This is a genomic window from Thiocystis violacea, from assembly GCF_016583565.1.
Taxonomy (GTDB): domain Bacteria; phylum Pseudomonadota; class Gammaproteobacteria; order Chromatiales; family Chromatiaceae; genus Thiorhodococcus; species Thiorhodococcus violaceus_A.
Map to the genome: position 1 here is coordinate 1 of NZ_NRRF01000055.1, position 23,203 is coordinate 23,203.

Annotated in this window: 19 protein-coding genes and 2 pseudogenes; 12 read left to right on the top strand and 9 right to left on the bottom strand. The window is 65.3% G+C overall.

Translation table 11 applies throughout. From position 1 onward, the window contains the following. The 4 genes and pseudogenes from CKO23_RS18135 to CKO23_RS18150 form a co-directional block, all read left to right on the top strand. A pseudogene (locus CKO23_RS18135) lies at positions 1–185 on the top strand (LysR family transcriptional regulator); the annotation flags it as partial. A gap of 265 nt (positions 186–450) precedes the next feature. Next, on the top strand, positions 451–732 hold the full coding sequence (locus CKO23_RS18140) for a YihY/virulence factor BrkB family protein (protein WP_242482547.1): 282 nt from the start codon (positions 451–453) through the stop codon (positions 730–732). Between the two features lie 631 nt (positions 733–1,363). Beyond that, positions 1,364–3,028 (top strand): FMN-binding glutamate synthase family protein, encoded by a 1,665-nt coding sequence (locus CKO23_RS18145; protein ID WP_200333236.1) that lies wholly within the window; start codon positions 1,364–1,366, stop codon positions 3,026–3,028. Continuing rightward, the gene (locus CKO23_RS18150) at positions 3,025–4,740 is read left to right on the top strand and encodes a thiamine pyrophosphate-dependent enzyme (RefSeq protein WP_200333237.1); all 1,716 of its coding nucleotides are present in this window, start codon (positions 3,025–3,027) and stop codon (positions 4,738–4,740) included. Before CKO23_RS18145 ends, CKO23_RS18150 begins: the two co-directional genes overlap by 4 nt. A 161-nt stretch (positions 4,741–4,901) precedes the next feature. On the opposite strand, the gene CKO23_RS18155 is transcribed toward CKO23_RS18150, so the two are convergent. Further along, a complete protein-coding gene (locus tag CKO23_RS18155) occupies positions 4,902–5,543 on the bottom strand; it encodes a flavodoxin reductase (RefSeq protein WP_242482548.1) in 642 nt (213 codons plus the stop codon). A gap of 781 nt (positions 5,544–6,324) precedes the next feature. Here CKO23_RS18155 and CKO23_RS18160 point away from each other — a divergent pair. The 4 genes from CKO23_RS18160 (at position 6,325) to CKO23_RS18175 (ending at position 9,514) form a co-directional block, all read left to right on the top strand. Further along, entirely contained in the window at positions 6,325–7,716 is a 1,392-nt protein-coding gene (locus CKO23_RS18160) for an MBL fold metallo-hydrolase (protein ID WP_200333239.1), read from the top strand. A 588-nt stretch (positions 7,717–8,304) separates the two neighbouring features. Beyond that, positions 8,305–8,718 carry a CBS domain-containing protein gene (locus CKO23_RS18165; RefSeq protein WP_200333240.1) on the top strand — a complete coding sequence of 138 codons (414 nt, stop codon included), beginning with the start codon at positions 8,305–8,307 and terminating at the stop codon, positions 8,716–8,718. Then, entirely contained in the window at positions 8,672–9,076 is a 405-nt protein-coding gene (locus CKO23_RS26405; protein WP_274600236.1) for a hypothetical protein, read from the top strand. The genes CKO23_RS18165 and CKO23_RS26405 overlap by 47 nt, the downstream gene beginning before the upstream one ends. A 141-nt stretch (positions 9,077–9,217) precedes the next feature. Then, entirely contained in the window at positions 9,218–9,514 is a 297-nt protein-coding gene (locus tag CKO23_RS18175) for a hypothetical protein (protein ID WP_200333241.1), read from the top strand. Positions 9,515–9,574: 60 nt separating this feature from the next. Here CKO23_RS18175 and CKO23_RS18180 read toward each other — a convergent pair whose 3' ends face one another. The 4 genes from CKO23_RS18180 to CKO23_RS18195 form a co-directional block, all read right to left on the bottom strand. Continuing rightward, on the bottom strand, positions 9,575–10,933 hold the full coding sequence (locus CKO23_RS18180; protein WP_200333242.1) for a class II fumarate hydratase: 1,359 nt from the start codon (positions 10,931–10,933) through the stop codon (positions 9,575–9,577). Between the two features lie 174 nt (positions 10,934–11,107). Continuing rightward, positions 11,108–11,395 carry a hypothetical protein gene (locus tag CKO23_RS18185; RefSeq protein ID WP_200333243.1) on the bottom strand — a complete coding sequence of 96 codons (288 nt, stop codon included), beginning with the start codon at positions 11,393–11,395 and terminating at the stop codon, positions 11,108–11,110. Between the two features lie 271 nt (positions 11,396–11,666). Further along, on the bottom strand, positions 11,667–14,792 hold the full coding sequence (locus CKO23_RS18190) for an efflux RND transporter permease subunit (RefSeq protein WP_200333244.1): 3,126 nt from the start codon (positions 14,790–14,792) through the stop codon (positions 11,667–11,669). After that, positions 14,789–15,940, bottom strand: a complete 1,152-nt coding sequence (locus tag CKO23_RS18195) for an efflux RND transporter periplasmic adaptor subunit (protein WP_200333245.1) — start codon at positions 15,938–15,940, stop codon at positions 14,789–14,791. Before CKO23_RS18195 ends, CKO23_RS18190 begins: the two co-directional genes overlap by 4 nt. Before the next feature lie 491 nt (positions 15,941–16,431). On the opposite strand from CKO23_RS18195, the gene CKO23_RS18200 reads away from it, so the two are divergent. Beyond that, positions 16,432–16,890 (top strand): host attachment protein, encoded by a 459-nt coding sequence (locus CKO23_RS18200; protein ID WP_200333246.1) that lies wholly within the window; start codon positions 16,432–16,434, stop codon positions 16,888–16,890. Positions 16,891–17,128: 238 nt separating this feature from the next. Further along, positions 17,129–17,338 carry a DUF3330 domain-containing protein gene (locus CKO23_RS18205; protein WP_200333247.1) on the top strand — a complete coding sequence of 70 codons (210 nt, stop codon included), beginning with the start codon at positions 17,129–17,131 and terminating at the stop codon, positions 17,336–17,338. 201 nt (positions 17,339–17,539) lie between these two features. On the opposite strand, the gene CKO23_RS18210 is transcribed toward CKO23_RS18205, so the two are convergent. Further along, the gene (locus tag CKO23_RS18210) at positions 17,540–18,409 is read right to left on the bottom strand and encodes a mechanosensitive ion channel family protein (protein ID WP_200333248.1); all 870 of its coding nucleotides are present in this window, start codon (positions 18,407–18,409) and stop codon (positions 17,540–17,542) included. 693 nt (positions 18,410–19,102) lie between these two features. On the opposite strand from CKO23_RS18210, the gene CKO23_RS18215 reads away from it, so the two are divergent. Beyond that, entirely contained in the window at positions 19,103–20,137 is a 1,035-nt protein-coding gene (locus CKO23_RS18215) for a sodium:calcium antiporter (RefSeq protein WP_200333249.1), read from the top strand. A 138-nt stretch (positions 20,138–20,275) separates the two neighbouring features. On the opposite strand, the gene CKO23_RS18220 is transcribed toward CKO23_RS18215, so the two are convergent. Then, the gene (locus CKO23_RS18220; RefSeq protein ID WP_200333250.1) at positions 20,276–20,983 is read right to left on the bottom strand and encodes a PRC-barrel domain-containing protein; all 708 of its coding nucleotides are present in this window, start codon (positions 20,981–20,983) and stop codon (positions 20,276–20,278) included. A gap of 265 nt (positions 20,984–21,248) precedes the next feature. Beyond that, entirely contained in the window at positions 21,249–21,659 is a 411-nt protein-coding gene (locus tag CKO23_RS18225; protein WP_346014637.1) for a hypothetical protein, read from the bottom strand. A 924-nt stretch (positions 21,660–22,583) separates the two neighbouring features. Here CKO23_RS18225 and CKO23_RS18230 point away from each other — a divergent pair. Then, the gene (locus CKO23_RS18230) at positions 22,584–22,862 is read left to right on the top strand and encodes a hypothetical protein (RefSeq protein WP_242482550.1); all 279 of its coding nucleotides are present in this window, start codon (positions 22,584–22,586) and stop codon (positions 22,860–22,862) included. 107 nt (positions 22,863–22,969) lie between these two features. Here the strand turns inward: CKO23_RS18230 and CKO23_RS26895 are convergent. Further along, a pseudogene (locus CKO23_RS26895) lies at positions 22,970–23,113 on the bottom strand (DUF7218 family protein); the annotation flags it as partial. Positions 23,114–23,203: the final 90 nt, after the last annotated feature.

Here is a 23,203-nt window from a genome sequence, read left to right on the forward strand (position 1 = left end):
GCTGTTTCGTGCCCGAGCGGGTCGCCGCCAGCTATCTGCGCGGCGGCTGTCTGCATCGGATCGATGGCGCCCCGACGCTGACCCTGCCGACCTATTGCGTCTATCCGGGCGACAGCGACTCCACCGAGCTTGCAACCGCGCTCGTCACGCTGCGGGCGCTGGTGACCGAGGGGGCGGCCGCTTAAATGCTGGAGTCTGGCGCGTGGCGGAGGGGCGGGAGAGGATTGACCCTCGATAGTCGATGCAGCGGCGATGTCAATGGTGGTCAAGACTGTGTGCGATCTCGGGTGCTTGATGCTCGAACCGAAGCTGCGTTCGGATGATGAATTCGCAAGGATGTCAGGTTGCGGTTAACTTGGCGCCCGTGGGGCCTATCCCTGCCGCCTTGGGGCTGACGATGCTCGCGATCCTCGATCGTTACGGCCCGTCACGGCGTCTCGCGCGCTGGCGTTGGGTGTCGTCGTCCTCTCGCTGGCGGCATCCGGTCTCATCTCCTTTTATGCCTCCCAATTCGGCCCCTATAAGGCGACCTATGGATCGATCGGCGCCGTCATCGTGCTGCTGATGTGGCTCTACATCTCCGCGCTGATCACGATTATCGGCGCGGCGCTCAACGCGGAGGTCGAGCGCGAGACCTCCAGCGACACCACGCGGAGCGAGGAGCGCCCGCCGGGGGAGCGCGGGGCCTATGTCGCAGATCACCTGCCTGGCGAACAGCCGTCCTCGGTCTGAGGGCAAGCGTATGATTCTCCTAGGAAGGGTTCATTAAACCGCGCCCAGCGTGAAAGCTGCGTGGCCGTGCCTGTTCCGCGTTCACTCTGCACCATCCGAAGCCCGGCTGGGTGGAGCACGACGCCGAAGAGATCGCCCTGTCACCTTGAAGGTGATCGCCGCGGCCATCCGCGCCCCGGCCATCCGCGCCAACGACCTCCAGGCCATCGGCATCATCAATCAGCGCGAGACGGTGGTCATGTAGGACCGCAAGACCGGGCTTCCTCTGTCTCGAACGCAATCCACGTCCAAGTTCCGGCCCTTTCGATCGAGGTGCTCGGGCACGATTTGCGCGCGAATCCTCTCTGTACCCAGCCCGGCGTTGAGCGACAGGCGATGAAGTCAGTGCGTCAAGCAGCGGTTGAAATGCGGCACCTGGTGGATAGCGACCGGTGAATAACCACCACTCCTTTGTTTGGCGTTCGAGACAACCGGCCAGCGCGACGTCGTGGCGGCTCATGCCGGGTTGGTGCGGCGTTTGCTTGCTATTTGACCAATAATCGCGGCGGCCAAGGCCCATCTCCCGATCGGTTTTGGCGTCGTGACGACACTTCACCGGCGAGATCGTGATTCTGGCACATGGGCCGTCCGTATGACCGCATTCCTGCATGCTTTGAAACGCGCCGTCGTTCTGTTGCTGGCCTTGCTGGCGAGCATCATGGCAGCGCTGGTGGCACCGGGTTCCACATTCGCACTGCTGGTCTATAGCCTCAGCGCATGCTTGGTGTTGTTCGGGCTGATCGACCTATTCCAGCGCGGCAATGCGGTGATCCGCAATTACCCGGTCGCCGGCCATCTGCGCTTCTTGGCCTATCGGATGCGGCCCTTTCTGCGCCAGTACATTGTCGAAGACGACCTGGAGGGAACACCGCTGAGCTTTGAGGCGCGCAACCTGGTCAAGGCGCGCGCCAGCGGGGAAACGGATACGCAGCCCTTCGGCTCCGAGCGGGCGATGGACGCGGACGGCTATGTCTGGCTATCGCACTCGATCGCGCCAGTCGAGGAGCCCGACTCCGATCCGCGGGTGCGCGTCGGCAACGATCAGTGCCGGCAGCCTTATGAGGCGTCCGTGCTGAACATCTCGGCGATGAGCTTCGGGGCCTTGTCGGCCCGCGCGATCGAGGCCTTGAACCTCGGCGCCGCCAAAGGCGGCTTCTACCACGATACAGGGGAAGGGGGTCTCTCCGACTACCACCTCAAGCACGGCGGGGACCTGGTCTGGGAACTCGGCTCGGGATACTTCGGCGCTCGGGATCGGCAGGGACGATTCGATCCCGAGTCATTCCGCGACAAGGCCCAGCAGGAGGCGGTCAGGATGACCGAGATCAAGCTCTCCCAGGGGGCCAAGCCTGGACACGGCGGCCTGTTGCCAGCGGCCAAGGTCACTGCGGAGATCGCCTCGGTCCGCCAGATCGCGGCGCATCGCGACTGCCTGTCGCCCCGTGGCCACTCGGTCTTCTCCTCCCCGGTCGGGCTGCTGGAGTTTGCCGCCCGCATGCGGGAACTCTCCGGTGGCAAGCCGGTGGGTATCAAGCTCTGCGTCGGCCAGCCGCACGAGGTGATGGCACTGATGAAGGCGATGTTGAAGACCGGAATACGGCTCGACTTCATCGTCGTCGACGGCGCCGAAGGCGGTACGGGTGCCGCGCCGCTGGAACTCTCGGACTGGGTCGGCATGCCGCTGAACGAGGGACTGGCGGTGGTGCGTAACGCCTTGGAGGGTAGCGGTCTGCGCCACCATGTGCGGCTTGCAGCCAGCGGTAAGGTCTATTCCGGAATGGGCATTGCGCACAACCTCGCCATGGGGGCGGACTGGTGCAATGCGGCCCGTGCCTTCATGTTCTCGATCGGCTGTATCCAATCCAAACGCTGCCATCTGGGAACCTGCCCGACCGGGGTCGCGACCCAGGATCGCTGGCGTCAGCGCGGTCTGGTGCCGGCGGTGCAGGGGGAGCGTGCGGCCCGGTTTCATCGCAAGACGATCGAGGCTCTGGTCGACATCACGGCCGCGTGCGGCCTGACGCATCCCGCCGATCTGCAGCCCCACCACCTGGCGATCCGGACCGGCGCCGCAGAGGCCAAGCCGTTGGATGAGCTGCAGCACTTTTTGCCGGAAGGGATTCTGCTCGAGGATCCGCAGAGCACGCAGTATGCCGAATTCTGGGAGGCGGCCGACCCAGACAGCTTCGCGCCCCGGATCGATCTGACCGAGCGGCGCGTCTCCATCGACACGCGCAACACGGGGCTGTTCACATGAGCACGAGCGTATCCGAAGTCATCGTCGACACCTTGGTCCAGGCCGGCACGCGACGTTGTTACGGCATCGTCGGCGACACCATCAATCATTTCACCGACGCGGTCCGCCGCTCCGAGCTGGAGTGGGTGCATGTGCGCCACGAGGAGGTCGGCGGCTTGGCCGCCGGGGGTGAAGCCTATATGACGGGAGAGCTGGCCGCCTGTGCCGGCACCTGCGGTCCGGGTAGCCTGCACTTTCTGAACGGCATCTTCGAGAGCCACCGCAACGGTGCACCGGTCGTGCTGATCGCCTCGAACGTCGATCGGCGCGAGGAGGGGCTGGGCTTTCCTCAGGAGGTCGATCAGAAGAAGCTCTACGAACAATGCTCGGTGTTCTGCGAGCGGATCGCGCACCCGGATCAGGCACGCCGCATCACCGCGCAGGCGGCCCAGGCCGCGCTGGCACGGCGGGGTGTCGCGGTAGTGATCGTCAATGGCGATCTGTTGCAGGAAACTTGTGCCGACAGCCTGCGCTGGACGGTGAATCGCGCGGCCCCGGTGACCATCCCGTCAACGGATGAGCTGGAGGCGATCGCTGAGGCCATCGATGGCGCCGCCCGCATCACGCTATACGTCGGTATCGGTGCGCGCGGCGCGCGCGATCGACTGATCGCATTCGCCGATCGGATCAAGGCGCCGATCGTGCACACGACACGGTCTAAGGAATTCGTCGAGCCCGACAACCCGTACAACGTCGGGATGACCGGTATCCTCGGTAATCGGGCGGGAATGGAAGCGGTCGCCGATTGCGACCTGCTGCTGACGCTAGGCACCGATTTCGCCTACACGCAGTTCTATCCGGATAAGGCGCGCATCATCCAGGTCGACCTCGACCCGACGCGGCTGGGACGGCGCACTCCGGTCGATATCGGCGTGGTCGGCGATGTGGGGGCAACGCTCGGCGCACTGAGCGAGAGGGTCGCACCGCGCGACAACGACGCGCATCTGCAAAAGGCCCTGGATCGGTGGCGGCGGGACCAGGACGAGTACCGCGCGCGCGGCGCCGAGAAGGATCGGGATCTCATCCATCCGCAGCAGCTGACCCAAGTGCTGGATCGGCTTGCCGCGCGGGACGCGATCTTCACGGCCGACGGCGGATCGCCGATGGTCTGGCTGCTGCGCCATCTGAGCGCCAACGGTCACCGACGCTTTCTGACCAGCCTGTTGCACGGCACCATGGCCAACGCCTACCCGCAAGCCATCGGCATTCAGAAGGCGTACCCGGACCGGCAGGTGATCGCGTTGTGCGGCGACGGCGGCATGACCATGCTGATGGGGGATCTGTTGACCCTGGTGCAGGAACGGCTGCCGGTGAAACTGCTGGTGTTCAACAACGGCTCTCTGGGCTTCGTCGAGATGGAGCAGCGCGTCGAAGGTCTGCTCGATGCCTACACCGAGCTGAAGAATCCGGACTTCGGCAAGGTGGCCGAGGCGTGCGGACTCTACGGCGCACGCGTTGACCGGGCGGATCGTTTGGAGGTGGCGTTGGCATCATGGCTTGTACACGACGGGCCGGCCCTGCTCGATGTGGCGGTGAACCGCTTCGAGCTGGTCATGCCGCCCAAGATCGAGGCTGGTCAGGTCGCCTCGACCGCGCTGTTCGGCCTCAAGGCGGTGCTCAACGGCCGCACCGACGAGGTGGTGGACCTGTTGAAGAGCAATTTTGTGAAATAGGCATTCGCGCCGCATGTCGATGCGATCGGCAGCCGCAGCTTTCGCCTGTGCCATTCGTGCGTCCAGCCAGGGGCTCTTGCTGAGTGCACCCATGGGACTCCGTTTCCTCGGCTTCGTGAGATCGCTGTGGCTGTCTACGGCCGAGTGCGTGCCCAGAGCGCTCAGCGCTCGTAGACGAGGTTGTTCGGGTGCACGTCCAGGCTCAGCAGGTGCGCGTTGATCGATTCGACGAAGCCTTGTGGTCCGCAGACATAGAAGGACTGGTCCAGCCTGCCGATGTGCGCGGCGAGGAAGGCCGCGTCGATGCGACGTCCTTCTTGGCCGGTGGCATGTTCGTGGGTGTAGGTCAGAATGCAGCGCTCGCCGAGGTCGTGCTCGAGTTCCGCGCGACAGATCACGTCCCGCTCGGTCTTGTTGGTCAGCAAGAGCTGATGCCCCTCCAGGGCGTCGTCACGCGCCAACTGCCGGAGGATAGCGAGAAAGGGCGTGACGCCAGTCCCGGCCGCGATGAAGGTGCCAGGGCCTTGGTAGCTGATGCGGCCGAACGGCTCGTCGAGCAGCAGCTTGGCGCCGGGTCTGAGATCGTGCAGGGCGACGGTGACACCGTCGTGCTCCGGATAGCGCTTGACGGCAAGCTCCAGAATCAAATCGTCCGGCAAAGAGGTCGGTGTAAAGGGCCGACCCTCGTCGCGCCAGGCATCGTCGTCGATCTGGACCTTGAGCCCTTGACCCGGTTTCCACGTCAAGCCGTCCGGCTTGCTCAGCAGGAGTCGCTGGACGTCGTGGGTGACGAACTCGCTCATCAGGAGTCTCGCTGGCTTCGACATTGTGCTTTTCCTCTCGTCTGGGTCGAGTGACGGCGATGGCTGACGTCTGCCGCGAGGCGGCCTGGATCATCCTCATGTCCGATCGCGCGCTCCCGCGTCGTTCCGCCTGACTGCTGCGTGGTGCCTGCTCGATCGAGCAGGCATGCCCTGGCCTCGTGAGACCGAGGAGGGCGCTATCTGTTGTGACTCCGCGCCTCTAATACCTACCTGGCAACTCACCAGGCAGATAGCAAGCAGCGTGCCTTGCGTCCAGCGCTGGAGCGAACCCAGGTGGTCGACCCTGTCTCCGGGCTTGGCCTGTTGGTCTGACCACAACGCGGGGCCTGCTCTCGGGTCGGGTTGATTGCGTACCGAGGCGGTGGATTTGCCCCAGCCCGCAGTTCAAAAGGACCGCCTGATCCAAGCCGTCCGACAAAGGTGTGGCTAGACATCCTACTTGTCTCTGGAACTCAATAGGTTAGGCTTGAAAGCCACCGAGAAAATATTCTCCGTGGCTCTTTTGCATGCAACCTATTGTTTTACAGGGGTATCCAGCGGGCTTCGCAACACCTATACCGAACGGCTTGCGCCTGATCGCCCTTCGCGCGGGTGCGGCGCGATCTCGCCACCCTGATCGCGGGACTCGACACCTTTGGTCCAGGATTTGCTGATCTCCGGTGGATTGTCTCGCTCGCGGCAGGGGGCTGTTCGGCCGATGTCCCGGCCATCGCGGCACTCCTGGTTCCCGAGTGAGCAGCCACCGTTCAGGAGACCAACCATGTTCTTCAAGCAGTTCTATTTGGAAAGCCTTGGCCATGCGTCCTATTTCGTAGGCTCGGAGGAAACTGGCGAGGCCTTTGTGCTCGACGTGCGCCGCGACGTGGATACCTACTTTCAGACCGCGCGAGAGCAGGGTATGCGCATCCGCTACGCCTGTGATACCCATCAGCACAACGACTATCTGACTGGGATCTGCGAGCTTCCCGATCGCGGCGACATCGAGCTTCTCGCGGGCGGGCGGGCCGAGCTCGGGTACAGGGTGACGCCGATGGACGACGGGCAGCGCCTGGACATGGGTGAGGTGTCGATCGAATTCCTGCACACCCCGGGACATACGCCGGAGCACATCAGTCTCGTACTCACCGACCGCTCGCGCGGCGACGAGCCCGCCATCTTCTTCTCCGGCGGCGCGCTCCTGGTCGGCGATCTGGCCAGGCCAGATCTGCTCGGTGGCCCGGAGGAGGCGCGGCGCAGCGCGGAGACCTTCTGCCAGACCCTTCAGAGCAAGGTGCTGACCTTGCCCGACTTTGTCGAGGTCTATCCGACCCATGTCGCCGGCTCGCTCTGCGGGGGGAACATCGGCAGCCGGCTCTCGACCACCGTGGGCTACGAGCGGCGCATGAACCAACTCCTCGCGCGTCTCTCGGACGTCGATGGCTTCGTCGAACAGTGTATGGATCTGACCGATCTGCCCTCGGTGCCCCCCTATTGGCCGCGCATGCGTAAGCTCAACAGCGAGGGGCCGCCGCTCCTTGGCGTGCTCGCCGATCCGCCCCCGCTTGGCGTGGATGAGGTCGATCGGCTGCGGCGCGACGGCGTCACCGTGCTCGACTGCCGCTCGCCCGAGGCCTTCACCGCTCATATTCCGGGCGCGCTCAACGTGGGTGTCGGCAGCTCGTTCGCGACCTGGGCCGGCAGTGTGGTGCCCGATGATCGGCCGATCGTCCTGGTGCTCGAACAGCCGGGCGATCTGTGGGAGGTTTGCTGGCAGCTGTTGCGGATCGGCTACGAGCTTCCGGTCGGCTGGCTGGCGGGCGGCATGTTCGCCTGGCGGACCGCGGGAATGCCGATCGACATCCTGCCGCAATGGACCGTTTGGGAACTGCGCGACCAGATCGAGAAGGCGCCCGGCCTAACGGTGCTGGATGTTCGCCAACCGGCCGAATGGAGTGCTGGACGCATCGCTGAAGCCGTCCATATCACGGGGGCGGAGATCGTCCGTCGCGCCGATGAGATCCCCAAGGACCGGCCAGTTGCGGTGGTGTGCGGCAGTGGCTTCCGATCCTCGGTCGCTGCCAGTGTCCTCAAGCGCCGCGGCCACAAGGCGGTGTTCAATGTGCTCGGCGGCATGACCGGCTGGGAGGCGGAGGCGCTGCCGGTTGCGCGGTAACGACGGGTGCTGGCTCCCTCGTATGGATCCTCCGACCTGCGTCAGCGCGGCTCTTCAGGGAGATCCTGGGCTGCTGGCATCGACTGGCGGAACTCGAGTCCCGGAACCCGGTTGGTCGTGAAATCGTAGGCGTGCACCCGATTCTGGCGCAGCAGGCGCGCGATCACGTCTCGACCGAAGCCTTTCTCTTATCACCCGGTCGCGAAGGCCGGCGCGATCGGCATACCCGCAGGCTGACGATCGTTAGGTCTCAATGCAATCCGTCGCTCGCAGTCATCTGCCGCGGTCTGGCGTCTCTCGACGCATCGGTGTTGGCATGGAACCCGCATTGATTGTCTTGTCGGTCCGAGACGGTTCGGGGTCGTCGGTTCAACGCGTCACCGGTCGAGCAGCCGCACGGAGGAGTGCGATGAAAACCATCCGGGACATGCCGTCCGTGCGCGCATGCGCCTTGCGGATATCGCTGTCTGGGCGTCGTCGCGAGTCGCGGCTTCCTTCGCGAGGATCGATTGGACTCTAGAGAGACCGCGCGCGGGACGAATCTTTGGTCTTGATCAATAGGTATCGAACATGACACTGATCCAAACCATGAGGACCCAATTCACGACTCTGGATCCGGATTTCGACCTGGAAGAAGCCGCCGAGGTGATGAGCCGGTCTGCCCACTGGCTGCTCCCGGTCTGCATCGGGCCAAAGCTGGTTGGCAGTCTCTCGCTGCTCGATATGGTCACCTACGGCCGCGCTAACGAGGGTCAGCACGGGACCCAAAGGGTTGCGGACGCCATGACGCGCGAGCCGTTTCGCTGCGCGATGGAGACCAGTTTGAAGGACGTGCGGAGCTTGATCTGCCGTCATCGGCAGCCGGCGATCTGCGTGACGAGCTCCGACGGTGACTTGGTCGGCATGATCGACGCGTTCGAGGTCATCGAGGCATTGACGGCGCCCCAAGCCTTTTCTGGGCCGGAACCGGAACAGGTGCGGCAGGTGCGCGGGGACGCCTAGAGGGCGTCGTGGCTCAACAGTCCCTCACGCGTGGTCCGAGTGCGTTGCTCCGTTTCCGCGACGACTTGACGACTCATCCCGTCGCGGCGACGAGCCGGTATTCCTAGGCCGAGAGATGGGCCAGTCCCAGGACTTCAGCGATGCGACGGCCAGGCTGATCGATGAGGAGATCCGCGAGCTCATCGAGGACATCGAGGCGCGTGCGCACCGACTCATGGACGAGCATCGCGACCGGCTCGAGCGCTTGGCCGAGGCAGTGCTGGACGAAGAGAGCCTGGATCGGGCCGCCATCGACGCGGTCCTGGGCGAGCCGCCCAAGAAGGGCGAGGTCCGGCGCATCGCTGGGGCAGGGCGCTGATGCCGGGCGGTCTGGGCCGCAATGGCCAGGCCGGAGACCGTGCTGCTGTCGGCGTGCACGCCAGTGGCAGGGCGAGTGCCGGAGTGATGAACTGCTGACAAAATCTCCGGCTTTTCAGAAACCTCGATCAGGAGGAGATCCATGATCAACTTGCGCACACTTGGGCCAATCGCCTTGGCAATCACGGCCTTTACGCCTGCCGCGGCAAACGCTCAGGCCGAGACCGGCAGTTACTATGAAATGAAACCGGACTCCGATTACTTCGAATCGCGCACCCAAACCTCACGAGTGACCAAGAGCCCGATGCAGTCGCCGTATTCGCCCGAGACATCAATCAAGAACGAGGAGGAGTCGCGGATGGACCCGGCGCAACCTGGGATGTCGTCGAGCCCAGCGACCGCTTCCGGCCAAGGAAAGCGCAGCAGCGAAGACCGGTAGTTTCTGTCACGGAGCGAGCGGTGGTCGAGGCGTCCCGCAAGGACGCTTCTTCGGGCCGAATTATTTCCCGTCTTCGCGGTGTGTCATGCGGCTGGGATCCAGCAGGCGTTCCAGGTCTTGCTCGGAAAGATCGGTCATCTCGCGCGCCACCTCGATCACTTCACGGCCTTGCGCTTGTACCAGGCGTGCGATCTCAACGGCGCGGTCGTAGCCGATGCGTGGCGTCAAGGCCGTTGCCAGCATGGCATTGGAGCGGACGCGCTTGCCCAGGGACTCGGCATCGACCTCGAAGCGGTCGATGGCCTGTGTCTCCAGTGCCTCGGTCGATCCGCTCAGGAGATGGATCTGCTCCAGCAGGTCGAGGGCGATGAGCGGGAGCATGGTCGCGAGCTGGAATCTGTTGTCTTGGCCGGCCAAGGCAATGGCGGCATCCAGTCCGATGACCTGGGTGCAAGCCATGGAGACCGCCTCCGGAATGACCGGGTTGACCTTGCCGGGCATGATGCTGCTGCCAGGCTGCAGCTCTGGCAGTCGAATCTCCGCGAGACCGGCGACCGGACCACTGTTCATCCAGCGCAGATCCGTGGCGATCTTGAGTAGGCCGATCGCGGTCACGCGCAGCTGACCGCTCAGCTCGACGGCCGTGTCCTGGGCGGAGATCGCCGCGAAGGCATTGGGCGCCGGCTGGAATGCCAGCCCGGTGCGGGCCGCGAGCAGCGAGGCAAAGAGCTCGGCGAACTCGGGGGGGGTGTTGAGTCCGCTGCCGACGGCCGTTCCGCCCTGCGCGAGCCTGAGCAGGCGTCGCTCGACATCGCTCAAGCGCTCGGCGTCGTCGGCAATTTGGGCCGCCCAGCCCGACAACTCTTGTCCGAGGGTGATGGGCACCGCGTCCATCAGATGGGTGCGACCGGTCTTGACGACCGAATCGAGCGCTCGCGCGCGGGTCTCGATCGCACGCTGGAGCGAGCCGAGACGACCGGTGAGCGTTCGCAGGGCCACGGCCGCGCTGACATGGATCGCCGTCGGGATGACATCATTGCTGCTCTGTCCACGATTGACGTCATCGTTCGGGTGGACCGGGCGTCCGAGTCGGCGCTCGGCCAGTGCCGCGATGACCTCGTTGACGTTCATGTTGGTGCTGGTGCCCGAGCCGGTCTGAAAGACGTCGACCGGGAATTGGTTCTGGTGGCGACCCTCAGCAACCGCGTCCGCCGCCTCGGCGATGGCCTCGGCCATGTCCGGAGACAGGACCCCTAGCGCGCCGTTGACACGCGCGGTCATCGCCTTGATCAGTCCCAAGGCCCGAATGAAGGCGCCAGGGAGCGGTGGGCCGCCAATACGAAAGTTGTCGATCGCAAGCCGTGTCTGCTTGCCATAGAGCGGTTGGTCTTCCGCCTTGGCTGTGTTCGGTGCATTCATGGCGTCTCGACCTCTTTGAGTGCCTGCCTGATCTGGTTCGGGCTTAAGGGGGTGCCTGGGGTCGACTTGCCCTGATTGCCTTGATGGTTGAGGCAGCGCGGAAAATCGACCCCAGACCCTCATACCCGGCCAGCCGCGAGCGGTTGCTGCAGGTGGTCCGCGAACGCTCTGGGTTTAATGGAATTTGGACTTTGCGGACTTCAGCGCCTCGCCCAAGGCGTCTGCGGCTTGGCTGGCGCCGTCGCGGATGTCCTGCCAAGCGTCACCGCTCGATTCGCGTAACTCCTCGAGCCGTGCCGATGCGGCGGCCTGTTTTTCCTTCAGCGTTGAGAGGTACTCGTCGTACTTCACGTTGGCGTCGGCACCGGCGACCTTTGCCTTGGCCTCGAGTACGCCGATCTCAGCATTCAATTGATCGAGCTTCGTTTTCATCTGGTCTACATAGGCTTCTCGTTCACTCATTTGAATTCCTCCGTTGTCGTTGTTGCAAGAAGCAGGGAATGTTTTGCAAAGACCAAGCCAAGTGTCGCCGGGGCCTCTTCTGGGGCTGGTCTGCGCAGAATACAGGTGAAGAGGTCGCATCTCGCGCGACGTGTCTTGAACGTCCTTCAGCGCGTCTCATGGGCCACGCAGATTCGATGCCAGGCCGTGGGCGCGCCGGAGCCGGGCAGCGGGCTTCATCGTGGCGAGTCCTATGAGCCATCTCGCGGGGCATTTCAGCCGGTCGTTCGGGTCAGGTTTCCTGCGTGCTTGTCCGTGTGTCCTCTGCACGCTGCTCCTCCAGCGCACGCGCCAGAGCGGCGCGGGGACGGGTGCGCCGCGCGAGCAGCAGATAGAGCACGGGCACCAGGAAAAGCGTCAACAGGGTCGCCGACAGCACGCCGCCGAGGATCACGAGCCCGAGGATCCTGCGCGTCTCGGCTCCTGGCCCCATCGCCAGGATCAGGGGCAGGGCGCCGAAGAAGGTGGCGATGGAGGTCATGAGGATGGGCCGCACGCGCGCCCTGGCGGCGTCCTCGACGGCTTCGCGCAGCGCGCGGCCGCGATCGCGCAGCTGGTTGACGAATTCCACCAGCAGGATCGCGTTCTTGGCCATGATGCCGATGGCGAGGATGAAGCCGATCTGGCTGTAGAGATTGATCGAGCCGCCGCCGATCCACAGCGCCATGAGGGCGCCGAAGACCGCTAGCGGCACACCGGCGAGCAGCACCAGCGGCTGGACGAAGCTCTCGAACTGGGCCGCGAGCACCAGGAAGACGATGGTCAGCGCCAGCGCGAAGGCGAGCAGAAAGGCCTGCCCCGAACGCTGATAGTCCTGGCTGGCCCCGAGCCAGCGGATCTCGACCTCCGGCGGCAGCAGCGGCGCTGCCCTGGCCTCCAGCGCCGACAGGGCATCGCCAAGCGCGGCGCCGCTGGTGAGCGTGGCCTTCAGCGTCACCGCCGGCAGCCGGTCGACCCGCTTCAGCTCGGCGGCGCGGCCGATGATCTCGGTCTCGATCAGCCCGCTCAGGGCCACCAGCGAGCCGTCCCTGGCGCGAACATTGACCTCGCCGAGGTCTTGCGGCGCGGCGCGATCGGCTTCGCGGGCGCGGACCATGACCTCGTAGGTCTGGGCATCGATGGAGAAATCCGTCACGTCCTCGCCGCCCATCAGGAGTTGGAGCGTGCGGCCGATGTCGCTGATGTCGATGCCGAGCGCCGCCGCGCGGTCGCGATCAATGTGGATGCGCAGCTGCGGATTGGTCGGTTGATAGTCGAGGCGTGTCTGCGCCAGTTGCGGCATCGAACGCGTCTGTGCCAGCACCTGCTCGGCCAGTTGATGGAGCTGATCGAGATCTTCGCCCACCAGTGCCATCTGCACCGGCTGCCCGGCGTTGGATCCGCCGAGACTGGGCGGATTGATTGCGAAGACCTGAGCGCCGGTGATGGCGGCCAGTTTCGGCTGGAGCGATGCGGTGACCGCGAACTGACTCTGTGTACGCTGGCCCCAATCCTTCAGCCGCAGGATCACGATGGCGGAGTTGACCGGCCCCTGACCGGCGCTGCGCGGCGCCACCAGCGAAATCACATGCCGTGCTGGTCCGCCATCTTCAGTCAGTGGCAGCAGCACGGTCTCGATCTTCGACAGGATGTCGCGCATGTAGTCCAGGGTCGCGCCCTCGGGCGCGGCCACCGGGATGAAGACGACCCCACGATCCTCGCGCGGCGAGAGTTCGCGCGGCAGCTCCCGATACAGCCAGACCGTCGCGCCGAGCAGCACCAGAGACAAGAGCACGACCACCCAGCGCCACCCGAGCACGCCGCGCAGCAAGCGCAGATAGCCGTTGCTGGTGTGCTCGAAACCCCGTGAGATCGCTTTATAGAGCGCGCCGTCCTGGATGCGCTCGGCCGCGATCAGCTTCGATGCCACCGTCACCCCGAGCGTCAGCGCGACCAGGCTCGACAGTGCCAGCGCGCCGCCGAGACTGGCCGCGAATTCGCTGAACAGACGTCCCGCGTCGCCGTTCAGGAAACCGAGCGGGGTGATGACGGCCAAGAGCACCGTGGTGGTCGACAGGACCGCGAAGGCCACCTCGCCGGCGCCCAGGTCGGCGGCCAGCAGGCGCGGCTTGCCCTGCTCGGAGAAACGGAAGACGTTCTCGCTGACGACGATGGCGTCGTCCACCAGCATGCCGATGGCCAGGATCAGCGCCAGAAGGGTCAGGACGTTGATCGAGAAGCCGAATGCGTAGAGCAGGATGAAGGCGCCGACCACCGAGGCCGGGATGGTCGCCGCCGGCACCAGGGTCGCGCGCCAGGAGCCCAGCGAGAAGAACACCACCGCCACCACCAGCGCGACCGTGATCGCCAGGGTCAGCAGGATCTGGCGGATGGAAGACTCCACGAAGATCGCCGAGTCGTAGGCGACGGTCAGCGCGACATCGTCCGGAACGCGGTTGGCGAGCTGTTCGATGCGCTCGCGCACGCCCGATGACACCGCGACCAGGTTGGAGCCGGACTGACGCACGATGCCGAGTCCGATCGCGTCCTCGCCGTCCAGGCGCACCGCGGTGCGGTCGCTCTCCGGTCCGTAGTCGACCCGGGCGATGTCGCCGAGACGCACCCGAGCGCCGTCGCGATCGGCAACGATCAGCTCGCGAAAGGCCTCCGGGGTTTCCAGCTCGGTCATGGTACGCAGGGTCAGCTCGCGGCTGTCGGAGACCAGACGTCCGGCGGGCAGCTCCAGATTGCGCGCGCGCAGCGCCTGCTCCACGTCGAGCACGGTCAGTGCGTGCGCGGCCAGTGCGGCGAGATCCAGATCGATGCGCATGGCATAGCGGCGCTCGCCGCCGAACAGCACCGTTGCCACGCCGGAGACCGTCGATAGCGGATCGACGAGGACGCGATCGGCGAGATCCGACAGCTCCAGGCGGTTCATGGTGTCGCTGGTCAGCAGCAACCACATCACCACCTGGGCCTGGAGCGAGCGCTGCGCGATCTCAGGCGCCTCGGCCTGCTCGGGGAGTTCGTTGCGCACCGTGGAGATGCGGTCGCGCACGTCGGCAGCGGCCAGATCCAGATTGCGCCCGAGCGAGAACTCCACCTCGACACGGCTGCGTCCGTCGCCCGAGGTGGAACGGATCTGGCGCACGCCGTCGATACCGCTGAGGGCCTCTTCGATGGGCTCGGTCACCTCGCGCTCGACGACCTCGGCGGAGGCGCCGGGATAGACGACCGTGGCGGTCACGGTCGGCTCGTCGACATCCGGGTACTCGCGCACCGGCAGCGTCAGCACGGCGGCGATCCCTAGCACCAGCAACAGCAGCGACAGCACGGTGGCGGCGACCGGCCGGGTGACGGCAAGGGTGGTCGGCTTCATCGGCGTGTCTCCGCCGACTCGGCGGGCGTGGCGCCGGCATCGGACGGCTCGGTCGCGGAGGTTGGGCGCACGGCGAGACCGTCGCGCAGCCCCTGGAGTCCGGCGATCACGACGCGCTCGCTCGCCGCGACGCCGTCACGAATCTCGACCCAACCGTCGCGGCGCGCGCCGGTCTCGACCCGTCTGCGCTCGACCGTGGCGCCGCTGTTCTCCCCGTCCTCTGCCGCTGGCCTCAAGGCATAGACCAAGGTGTTCGGCCCCTCGGTGATCAGGGCGGCCTCGGGGACGCGCAGCGTGTCGCGCTGGCCGACGATCAAGGCGACCTGCATGAACATCCCCGGCTTGAGCAGATCGTCGGGGTTGTCGAGGGTCGCCTCCAGCGGCAGGGTGCGGGTGCCCGGATCGACCTCGGTGCCGATCAGTGTCAGGGCGCCGTCGAAGCGGCGCGACGGATAGGCCGGCGTCGTCGCCTCGACGCGCTGGCCGGATTCGATGCGTCCGATCTCCACGCCGGGCACCATGAACAACAGATCCAGCGGTTGGGTGCGGCTGAGACGCGCGATCGGGTCGCCGGGCTTCAGCAAGGCCCCGACGCTGATCAGGCGACGCCCGATGACGCCGGCGAAGGGTGCCTCGATACGCCGGTCGTCGAGATCCTCCCTGGCGATGCGCAGCTGTGCCTGGGCTTCCCGGGCGGCGGCCTCGGCGCTGTCCAGCTCCGCGGCGGAGACGAAATCCTTCACCATCAGCTCTTCGCGTCTCGCCTCGGCGCTGGAGCGTTGCTCCAGACGTGCGGCGGCGCGCTCGACCGCCGCCTCGGAGCGATCGCGTTCCAGCTCGACCAAGCGCGCGCCCTTGGCGACGCGCTGGCCCTCCTCGAAGTGGATCGTGGCGACACGCCCCGCCGTCTGCGCGGTGATGGTCACCGCCTCGGGGGCTTGCAGCGTGCCGGTCGCGCGGATGCGGTCGGCAATGGTCGCGCGCTCCACCCGCGCGGTCTCGACCGCCGGTGGCGGTCGTCCCCGCGCCGCCTCTTCCTGGCCGCCGGTTGCGAACAAGGTCGCGCGGAAGAGCCAGGCGGAAAGAGCGGCCCCGACGACGAGCGTCAGCAACAGCAGCAATAGGGTTCGTCGTGTGTGAGTCGTCATCGCGTTCCTGGGCAGCCGAAGACGGCTGCTTCTTCCGGGGTGGCATCGGTGACAGACGAAAAAGCAACCGCTGTACCGGTTTCGGTCACGCCCTCGTGAAATCGCGCATAGGGATCGTGCCGAGTCGTCACGACCGCCTGGATTCCGCGTTTAGGCGTGCAGTCCTGCATTGGCGTGGACCTGGGTCGGGTGCGGTCCCTCAGCCTTTCTTTTTCCGACGTCTTCGACGGAGGGCGATTTGCCCCGGCGAAACAGCCGAAACGGGTGAAATGCACCCAAGGGGTCCGGTCACGGCTGCCGTTGGCGCGATAAGGGCGACGATCGCGGTTGGCATCTCGTTTGCGTCTTCAACGCTCGTCATACGTTCAACCGTGCCGCGCCGCTCCCGGCGGTTCCCGCCACGCGGAACTCATGGAAACCCGAAGAGACAGGGCTCGATCACCGGCGGCGGAGCGCTGCGCACGAATTGCGTCGAGGAGGCGCCGAGACTCATGACCGAAGCGAAACTGTGGCTGTTGGTGGCCGACCAGGGACGGGCGCGCCTGTTCAGCGCGATGACGGCGCGAGGGGCGCTCGAGGAGGTGCATGACGTCGTCGCCCCGCAGGGCCGTATGCGCGATCAGGATCTCACGACCGATCGACCCGGACGGACCTTCGACAGCGGCGGCTCCGGACGCCATGCCATGGAGCCGTCGACCGATCCGACCGAAGTGGAGGCGATCGACTTCGCCAAGGCGTTGGCGGATACCTTGAATCGGGGCCGGATCGAGGGGCGCTATCGGCATCTTGGCATCGTCGCGCCGCCCGCGTTCCTGGGGCATCTGCGCAAGCAGATGACCACCGAGACCTCCCGTGAGCTGGTCCTGGAGATCGACAAGGATCTGACCCGGCTCGATGCCGCGGCGATCCGCGATCATCTGCCCGAGCGGCTCTTCGATACGCTGAGCTGAGTCGGATTGAATCGGGGCATCGATCATAAGTCCGGCACACTGATGCGGTGAGAGCGGCGCCCCGCCGGGACGATGCCTGATCGCGGCGGGCGCCGCTCCCTCAGGCCGTTCCACAGACCGAGCACCTGGCCGCACTTACGGCGAATGTCGGATTCGGGATCAGCGACCGCTCCAGCGCCGCGATCGAGCGCGCGGCGCTGCCGACGCCGCCATCGCACGCACGCTCGAGGAGGTTCACATGTCCGAGTCCAAGAACACAGAAGTCACGCCTGGCCTCGTCGCCTGCGCCGTCTGCAAGCAGGAGATCCCAGCGTCCGAGGCGATCTCGCCGGAGGCCCACGACTACTTTCTCCATTTCTGCGGAGGAGCCTGCCACGCAGCCTGGAAGGAGTCGCAGGCGGCCGAGGTCGACCAAGCCTTCCGGGAGCGCAGCGGCGTCAAGCGGTAAAGGAGGAGCGCGCGTCAATCGCTCAGACGGCGGCGGGCTTTTGTTGGAAAGGCCGAGACGCGCAGCGGCATCATCGCCCGTCTGGCCGAGCATGACTCGACCGGGCGACCGATGCTATTGGTGTCGCTGGAAGGGCCTTCTTCGATCAACTACTTGAAGTTCCAGTTCGATACTCCGTAGTCGATCGGTGTGCGATATGACTCAATCTTCGGAATTGGACAAGCGAACCGGCACGGCAGCGCCGAAGGTCAGTGTTCGATAGGGGAATGGGATCTCGATACCGGCATCGTCCAGCGCACGCTTGACTGCGGAGACCACGGCATCGCGGGATCGTCTGACGTCCAGGGGCGTTGAGCCGGTCCACCAGGTGACCTCGAAGTTGATCGATGAATCGGCGAATTCCTGAGCGAAGACCTCGATCGGCTTCGCGTCGGTCAAGACGCCTTCGCAGCTCGCCACGGCAGACCGGATGATCTCACGCGCCTCGTCGACGTCTTCGGCGTAAGCAATCCCGCAAACAATGGTGGTACGCCGCTGGTCCCGATCGGTCAAGATTGTCAGTGGGTTCTTGAACAATAAGCTGTTCGGCACGATCACCAGTTGGTCATCCGTCTGACGGATATGCGTTTCGCGGACCGATATACTCTCGACACGACCCTCGATCCCCTCGAGTGCGATGAAGTCGCCGATCCGCATCTCTTGCCGCAACAGAATGATGATGCCTGCGAGGAAGTTCTCGAAGACGTCTTTGAACGCGAACCCGATGGCGACGGAGCCGATGCCGAGTGCGGCGAGCACTTTGGTGGGTGTCAGGTGGGGAAAAGCGACCAAGGCGGCCAGCATCAGGCCGAAGGTCCAGACCGCGATCGACGACAACAAGGTCGCCAGGTTCTTGAGGCTCCTGCGCAAGCGCGCCTTGCGTAGCGCTCGATGCATGATCGCGCGGACGATCTTGGCGACCGCGAAGGTGAGGATGAGTAGGAAGAGGGCGAGCAGGACTTGCGGTATGGAGGCCAAGACACCTCGGGCAATATCCATCAGTTGCTCGGTCAGCAGCTCTATTGGCTTCATGGTTTCACCTGCTTGGGCTCATGCATCCTAGGTTCGAAGGTTGGACGCACGCTGGAGGCCGTCCAGCGCCGGATCGCAGGATGATCCGCGGCGACCGCATCCTCGCCGTCCGTTTCACCTGGCTGGAAAGGGACGCCGGCTCTGGGGCAGAAAGACCCCCAGCGACCAGGCGGATCATGCGGTCTTTCTCACCCATGGTGTTGCTTAGATTCAAACCGTTATCTCCGATTGATTCATGGTGCTTGTGCCTGTTGCACCTGACCTTTTAAGCAGGGTTTGTACCGCCATGCCCGGTTGCGTCGTCACGGCAAGGCGGACGTCCAACAGGGCCGTCACCGAACGTCCGAGCTGTGCAATTCAACCGTCACCGGCGCACAACCACCGGACGATTCGCCAGGGCATGGTCGAGAGGGCGGTCTCGGTGCACCGGTCGTGCAATTGGCGGAGTCACGGGGATGCGCGGTCGCCGTTCGAATCTGGCGCGTAACATGCTTGAGAGCTGCCAGATGTCGATTCGCGCATTGCCGTATCGATAGATCACCGACTGCGAGGCCAGCCGCCCACTGGAGCCGGACCGTCGCGTCGCCAGAGATCCACGCCGCCCTCGGTCAGGCTTTGCGCGGTCGGGCAACTCGCCTCTGCTATGCGGCGTTCAACGACCGGGTCGCGGTTGAGCTTTGGATAACGAAATCGATGCTTTCACCTGAGCACTGGCCCCTGGGCCTGACACTCATCGTCTTCATCGCGAGCGGGGCGGTCATCGCCGTGGCCGGGACCCGCATGGCGCGCCTCGCGGACCGGCTCGCCGACCTGACCGGCCTTGGCGAAGCGGTCTTCGGCGCGGTTCTGCTCGGAGCCAGCACCTCGCTGCCTGGGATCATCGTGTCGATCACCGTCGCCTCCGCGGGCAAGGCGGAGCTGGCCGTCAGCAACGCCGTCGGCGGCATCGCGGTGCAGACGGCCTTTCTGGTCGTTGCCGACATCTTCTACCAGCGCGCCAATCTCGAGCACGCCGCGGCTTCGGTGCCGAACCTCATCAACGGAGCTATGCTCTGTGCCTTGCTCGCGGTGCCGCTAATGGCCGCGACGGCGCCCCCGATCACGCTGTTCGGCGTGCATCCGGCGTCGCTCTTCCTGTTGGTGCTCTACGGGTTCGGTCTGCGCCTGGCGTCGTTGGCCCGGGATCATCCGGCCTGGCATCCTGTTCGAACCGCCGAGACCTTCGAAGATGTGCCAGAGGAGGCCATCACCGATGGGGCAGGGCAGGGCCGACTTTGGATGGGCTTCGCGGCGGCCGTGATCCTGGTGGGTGCCGCCGGCTATCTCGTGGGTCTCTCGGGCATGGCCCTGGTGCGGGTGACGGGCTTGTCCGAGACCCTGGTCGGCGCCTTGCTCACTTCCGTGGTGACGTCGCTCCCGGAGCTTGTCACCGCAGTCGCCGCCGTCCGGCACGGGGCCTTGACGCTCGCCGTGGGCGGCATCATCGGCGGCAACACCTTCGATGTGCTGTTTCTCTCGCTCTCCGACATCGCCTACCGGCCGGGGTCGATCTACCATGCCGTCGGTGAACAGCCGCTGTTCATTATCAGCCTGACGATTCTGTTGACCGCCACGCTGCTGCTCGGCCTGATTCGGCGCGAGCGCAGCGGGATCGGAAACATCGGCTTCGAGAGTTGGCTGGTGCTGATCTTCTATGCCGTCGGTCTCGCCGTGATCGTCCTCGGCTGAATCCGGTCGCCCGTCGTCGGGCGGGCGATTACCGCACGAACGACCAGGCGTCAGGGCCGTTCAGCTCACCAAACGACAGGCCCGCTTATACGCGGTGTCAGCGTCATGGGCGCTTCCCCTGACCCATGGGGTGCGCGATCAGGTCGCCTCTTGCTCGTCGGCTGGCAGGGCGTCGGGGTCGAAGGGCGGCGCACCCTCGATCTCCTCGGCGGTCGCATCGAGCCGGATCTCGCGTTCGACCCAGCTCACGGCATCGAAGGCGTCGATCGCGATCAGGGTCTTCTTGGAGAAGGGCAGGCGAGACCGCTCCAGGACGAGATGGCGAATGGCCCAGCTCCGATCGTCGACGATGAAATCGGCGACATGGCCAACCAGGCCATCACGCGCTCTTATCCCGTATCCAGTGACCTCTCTGACCGATCGCAGATGTGTGCGCTCCGGATCCTCATCGGGGAGCGAATCGAGATCAGGGGTCGGGACCATCAATCCGGGGTAGCCGAAGTTGCCCCAGAGGCCGGTGCCCATCCAGTAGTAGGGCGTGGCGAAGAAATCATGGTAGGTCTGCTCGTAGCGACGCGACACAGGCGCATCGCTGTCCAGCGGCGGGCAGTCCTCGATCTGTTGGCGTGCGAGCCGCACTGGAATGCCCTGCGATGCAGCCGCTGGCGGCTCGATGAATGTTAGCGAGACGAGCACCTTGCGACTCAGCAGCCAAGGCCCGGTCTCCGCGACCATGTAGCGCAGTGTCCAGTCGTCGTCGTCGAACAAAAAGTCGCGGCAATGGCCGATCTCGCCGTCGGTGGCAATCAACGCGGCGCCTTCGATTTCGGTGAGGCTTCGAAGCATGTGGACCTCCTCTGTGCTTCCGTCGGTTCTCAGGTTGGTCAGCCGGGGGTGGTAAGGCGCGAGGGCGGGAGGCTTGCGTTGCCGAGAATCACGCGCGGGCGCCTCGATCATCCGCCAGGCCGGCCGCTTGGTGGTCGCGGGAGCGGCGCCTCGCCGCGACTGGCGGGGCGGCGCGGCTCCCACGCTTGTGCGCGGCCCCGCCCAGCCTCTGGGCGATCGAGGCCGTCAGCGTCTCATGCTCCGGGGTGGCGTCCCGCCAACTGCGTTAGCCATCGCCCGTCGCGGGCCAGGTGTATGCCAATCGTTGCGGCTCTGCGCCAATGGTGGTTGTTCTGACCTCGGGAGCGCCCGCGAAGCTCGCCCGAATCTTGTAGGTCCCGTCGGGAAGATCGACCAGCAGGATCGGCCCCGAGACCAGGTCCAGGACTGACGAGCCCTGCTGGTCCGTGATCGACACATCGACGGCGGCGACGAAGGCGCCGTCATCCCTGGCGAAGGTCATCATGAGAGCGTACTGGCCCGCGACCGATTCCATCGCCGTGGATTCGGGTTGACCGATACCGCCTGTGACGTAGGTGATGCCGTTTTGCGTCTGCGCCGGCGGCACGGCGCTCGCGTCGGCGGACATGGCCGACGTGATCGGCGAGAGCAATACGGCCGCGACGATCGCGGCCACGAACCGGCGTCGATGATTGATGTATCGTTGAGTCATGGTCTTGTCTCTCCTGCTGGAAAGTGGTCTCGTCTCACGGCTCCATGGGCTTGCGACAGTGGCTGCCCGAACGTCAGGAGCCCGAGGCACCAACACCCGTTTTTGTTGACGAGGGACTGTTGGTTGACGAAGACTTTGCGGAATTCATGCCAGACGCGAGTTTGCGTGCTGCGCGACGATATCCTGTGCGACGTCTCTCCCCAAGTCCGCGCCACCGCCGGTCCGCGGCAGAAGCGCCCCACACATGACCAAAGCGCCCGGTGATTCAGGTGTTGGCGACGTCGACGGCGTCCGGGGTGCCAGGCACGCGCTGGTCGCCCCGGCGAAGCGAGGCCCGAGACCCCTCGGAGTGCTGTCAGGTCGGACCCGTGAGGGCGTCCGCCGGCGCTCGCGATTCGCGGGCAGGGCTGGCCGCGACGACAGACCTTGCGCTGCCTGCTGTCCCGACACGCATCCGTCTCGGGCGGCACCTAGACTCCGGTTGCGCCGTGCGCAATGCCCCGGCCGGCGGTGGAAATGAGCCTGGATTTCCAGCACCACGACCCGAATTGCTCTCTTCCGTGACCGGAGTACTGGCACTCACGGGCGGACGCCCAAGGGAGCCCGTGTCCGCCCTGGTTCGTCATGATGAAGCCCTTTCCGCGAAGGTCGCTCTCAGGCGCGCCGAGACTTTCTTAGAAGAGCTGGGGCTGTCTAGGAGCACGGGTTCTCATCATCCGCGACGGAGAGCCGCCGTTCCCCTTGGCTGCAACCGTCTTGGCCTGCCGTTTGCATCCCGCACCTTCAATGCCGCGACGAGCGGGTTGCCTTGGGCGGCTGATTTTCCGCGCCGCCCCCGACGCCAGGCGCAGCCGTGAGGCGGCGTAAATCACGATGCGGAGGATCCCCATGATTGAAGACACGATGGAAGACATTCGGGCGCGCGCCACCGCCGGGTTCGAGCTGGCGACACCGCGCGATGTGATGCGCAGGGAAGACCTGAGCACCGAAGAGAAGATCTCGCTGCTACGTGCATGGGAGCAGGATGTCCGTGAGGAGATGGTTGCGGAGGAGGAGAACATGGGCGGCAATGAGGCCATGGGTGAGACCCTGCGTGACATCCTCTTGACTCTCGACGCCTTGGGGGCGCCTCGCGCTTCCTCTGTGGCGCCGACCAAGCAGGGTTGACGGGGCTTCCCGGCGCGCGCTTTGCGAACATGTTCGGCGCAGCGACTTGAGTCAGCTCTCCCTTCGACATCTGCGAGTGCCCTTGCCCAAGGTTTTGCACAATCAGAGCTCGCGATACGTGCCGCCTTGCTCTTGCTCACGCCCTTGTCGCGCAGCGCCTCGTACTGGGCGTCGTCTTGGATCTGAGGGCCGTGACTCTTCGACTTCGCCGTGGTGAGGACTCCTGGGTCAGTGGAACGCCTTCGAAGCAAGGAGCGATTGGTGGGATCGGCGCCTCGCCGCGATCCGGCGCCCGTCGCGCCGAGGCGGCGCTCCCGCAGTGCTGTGCCTGGGCGATGAGC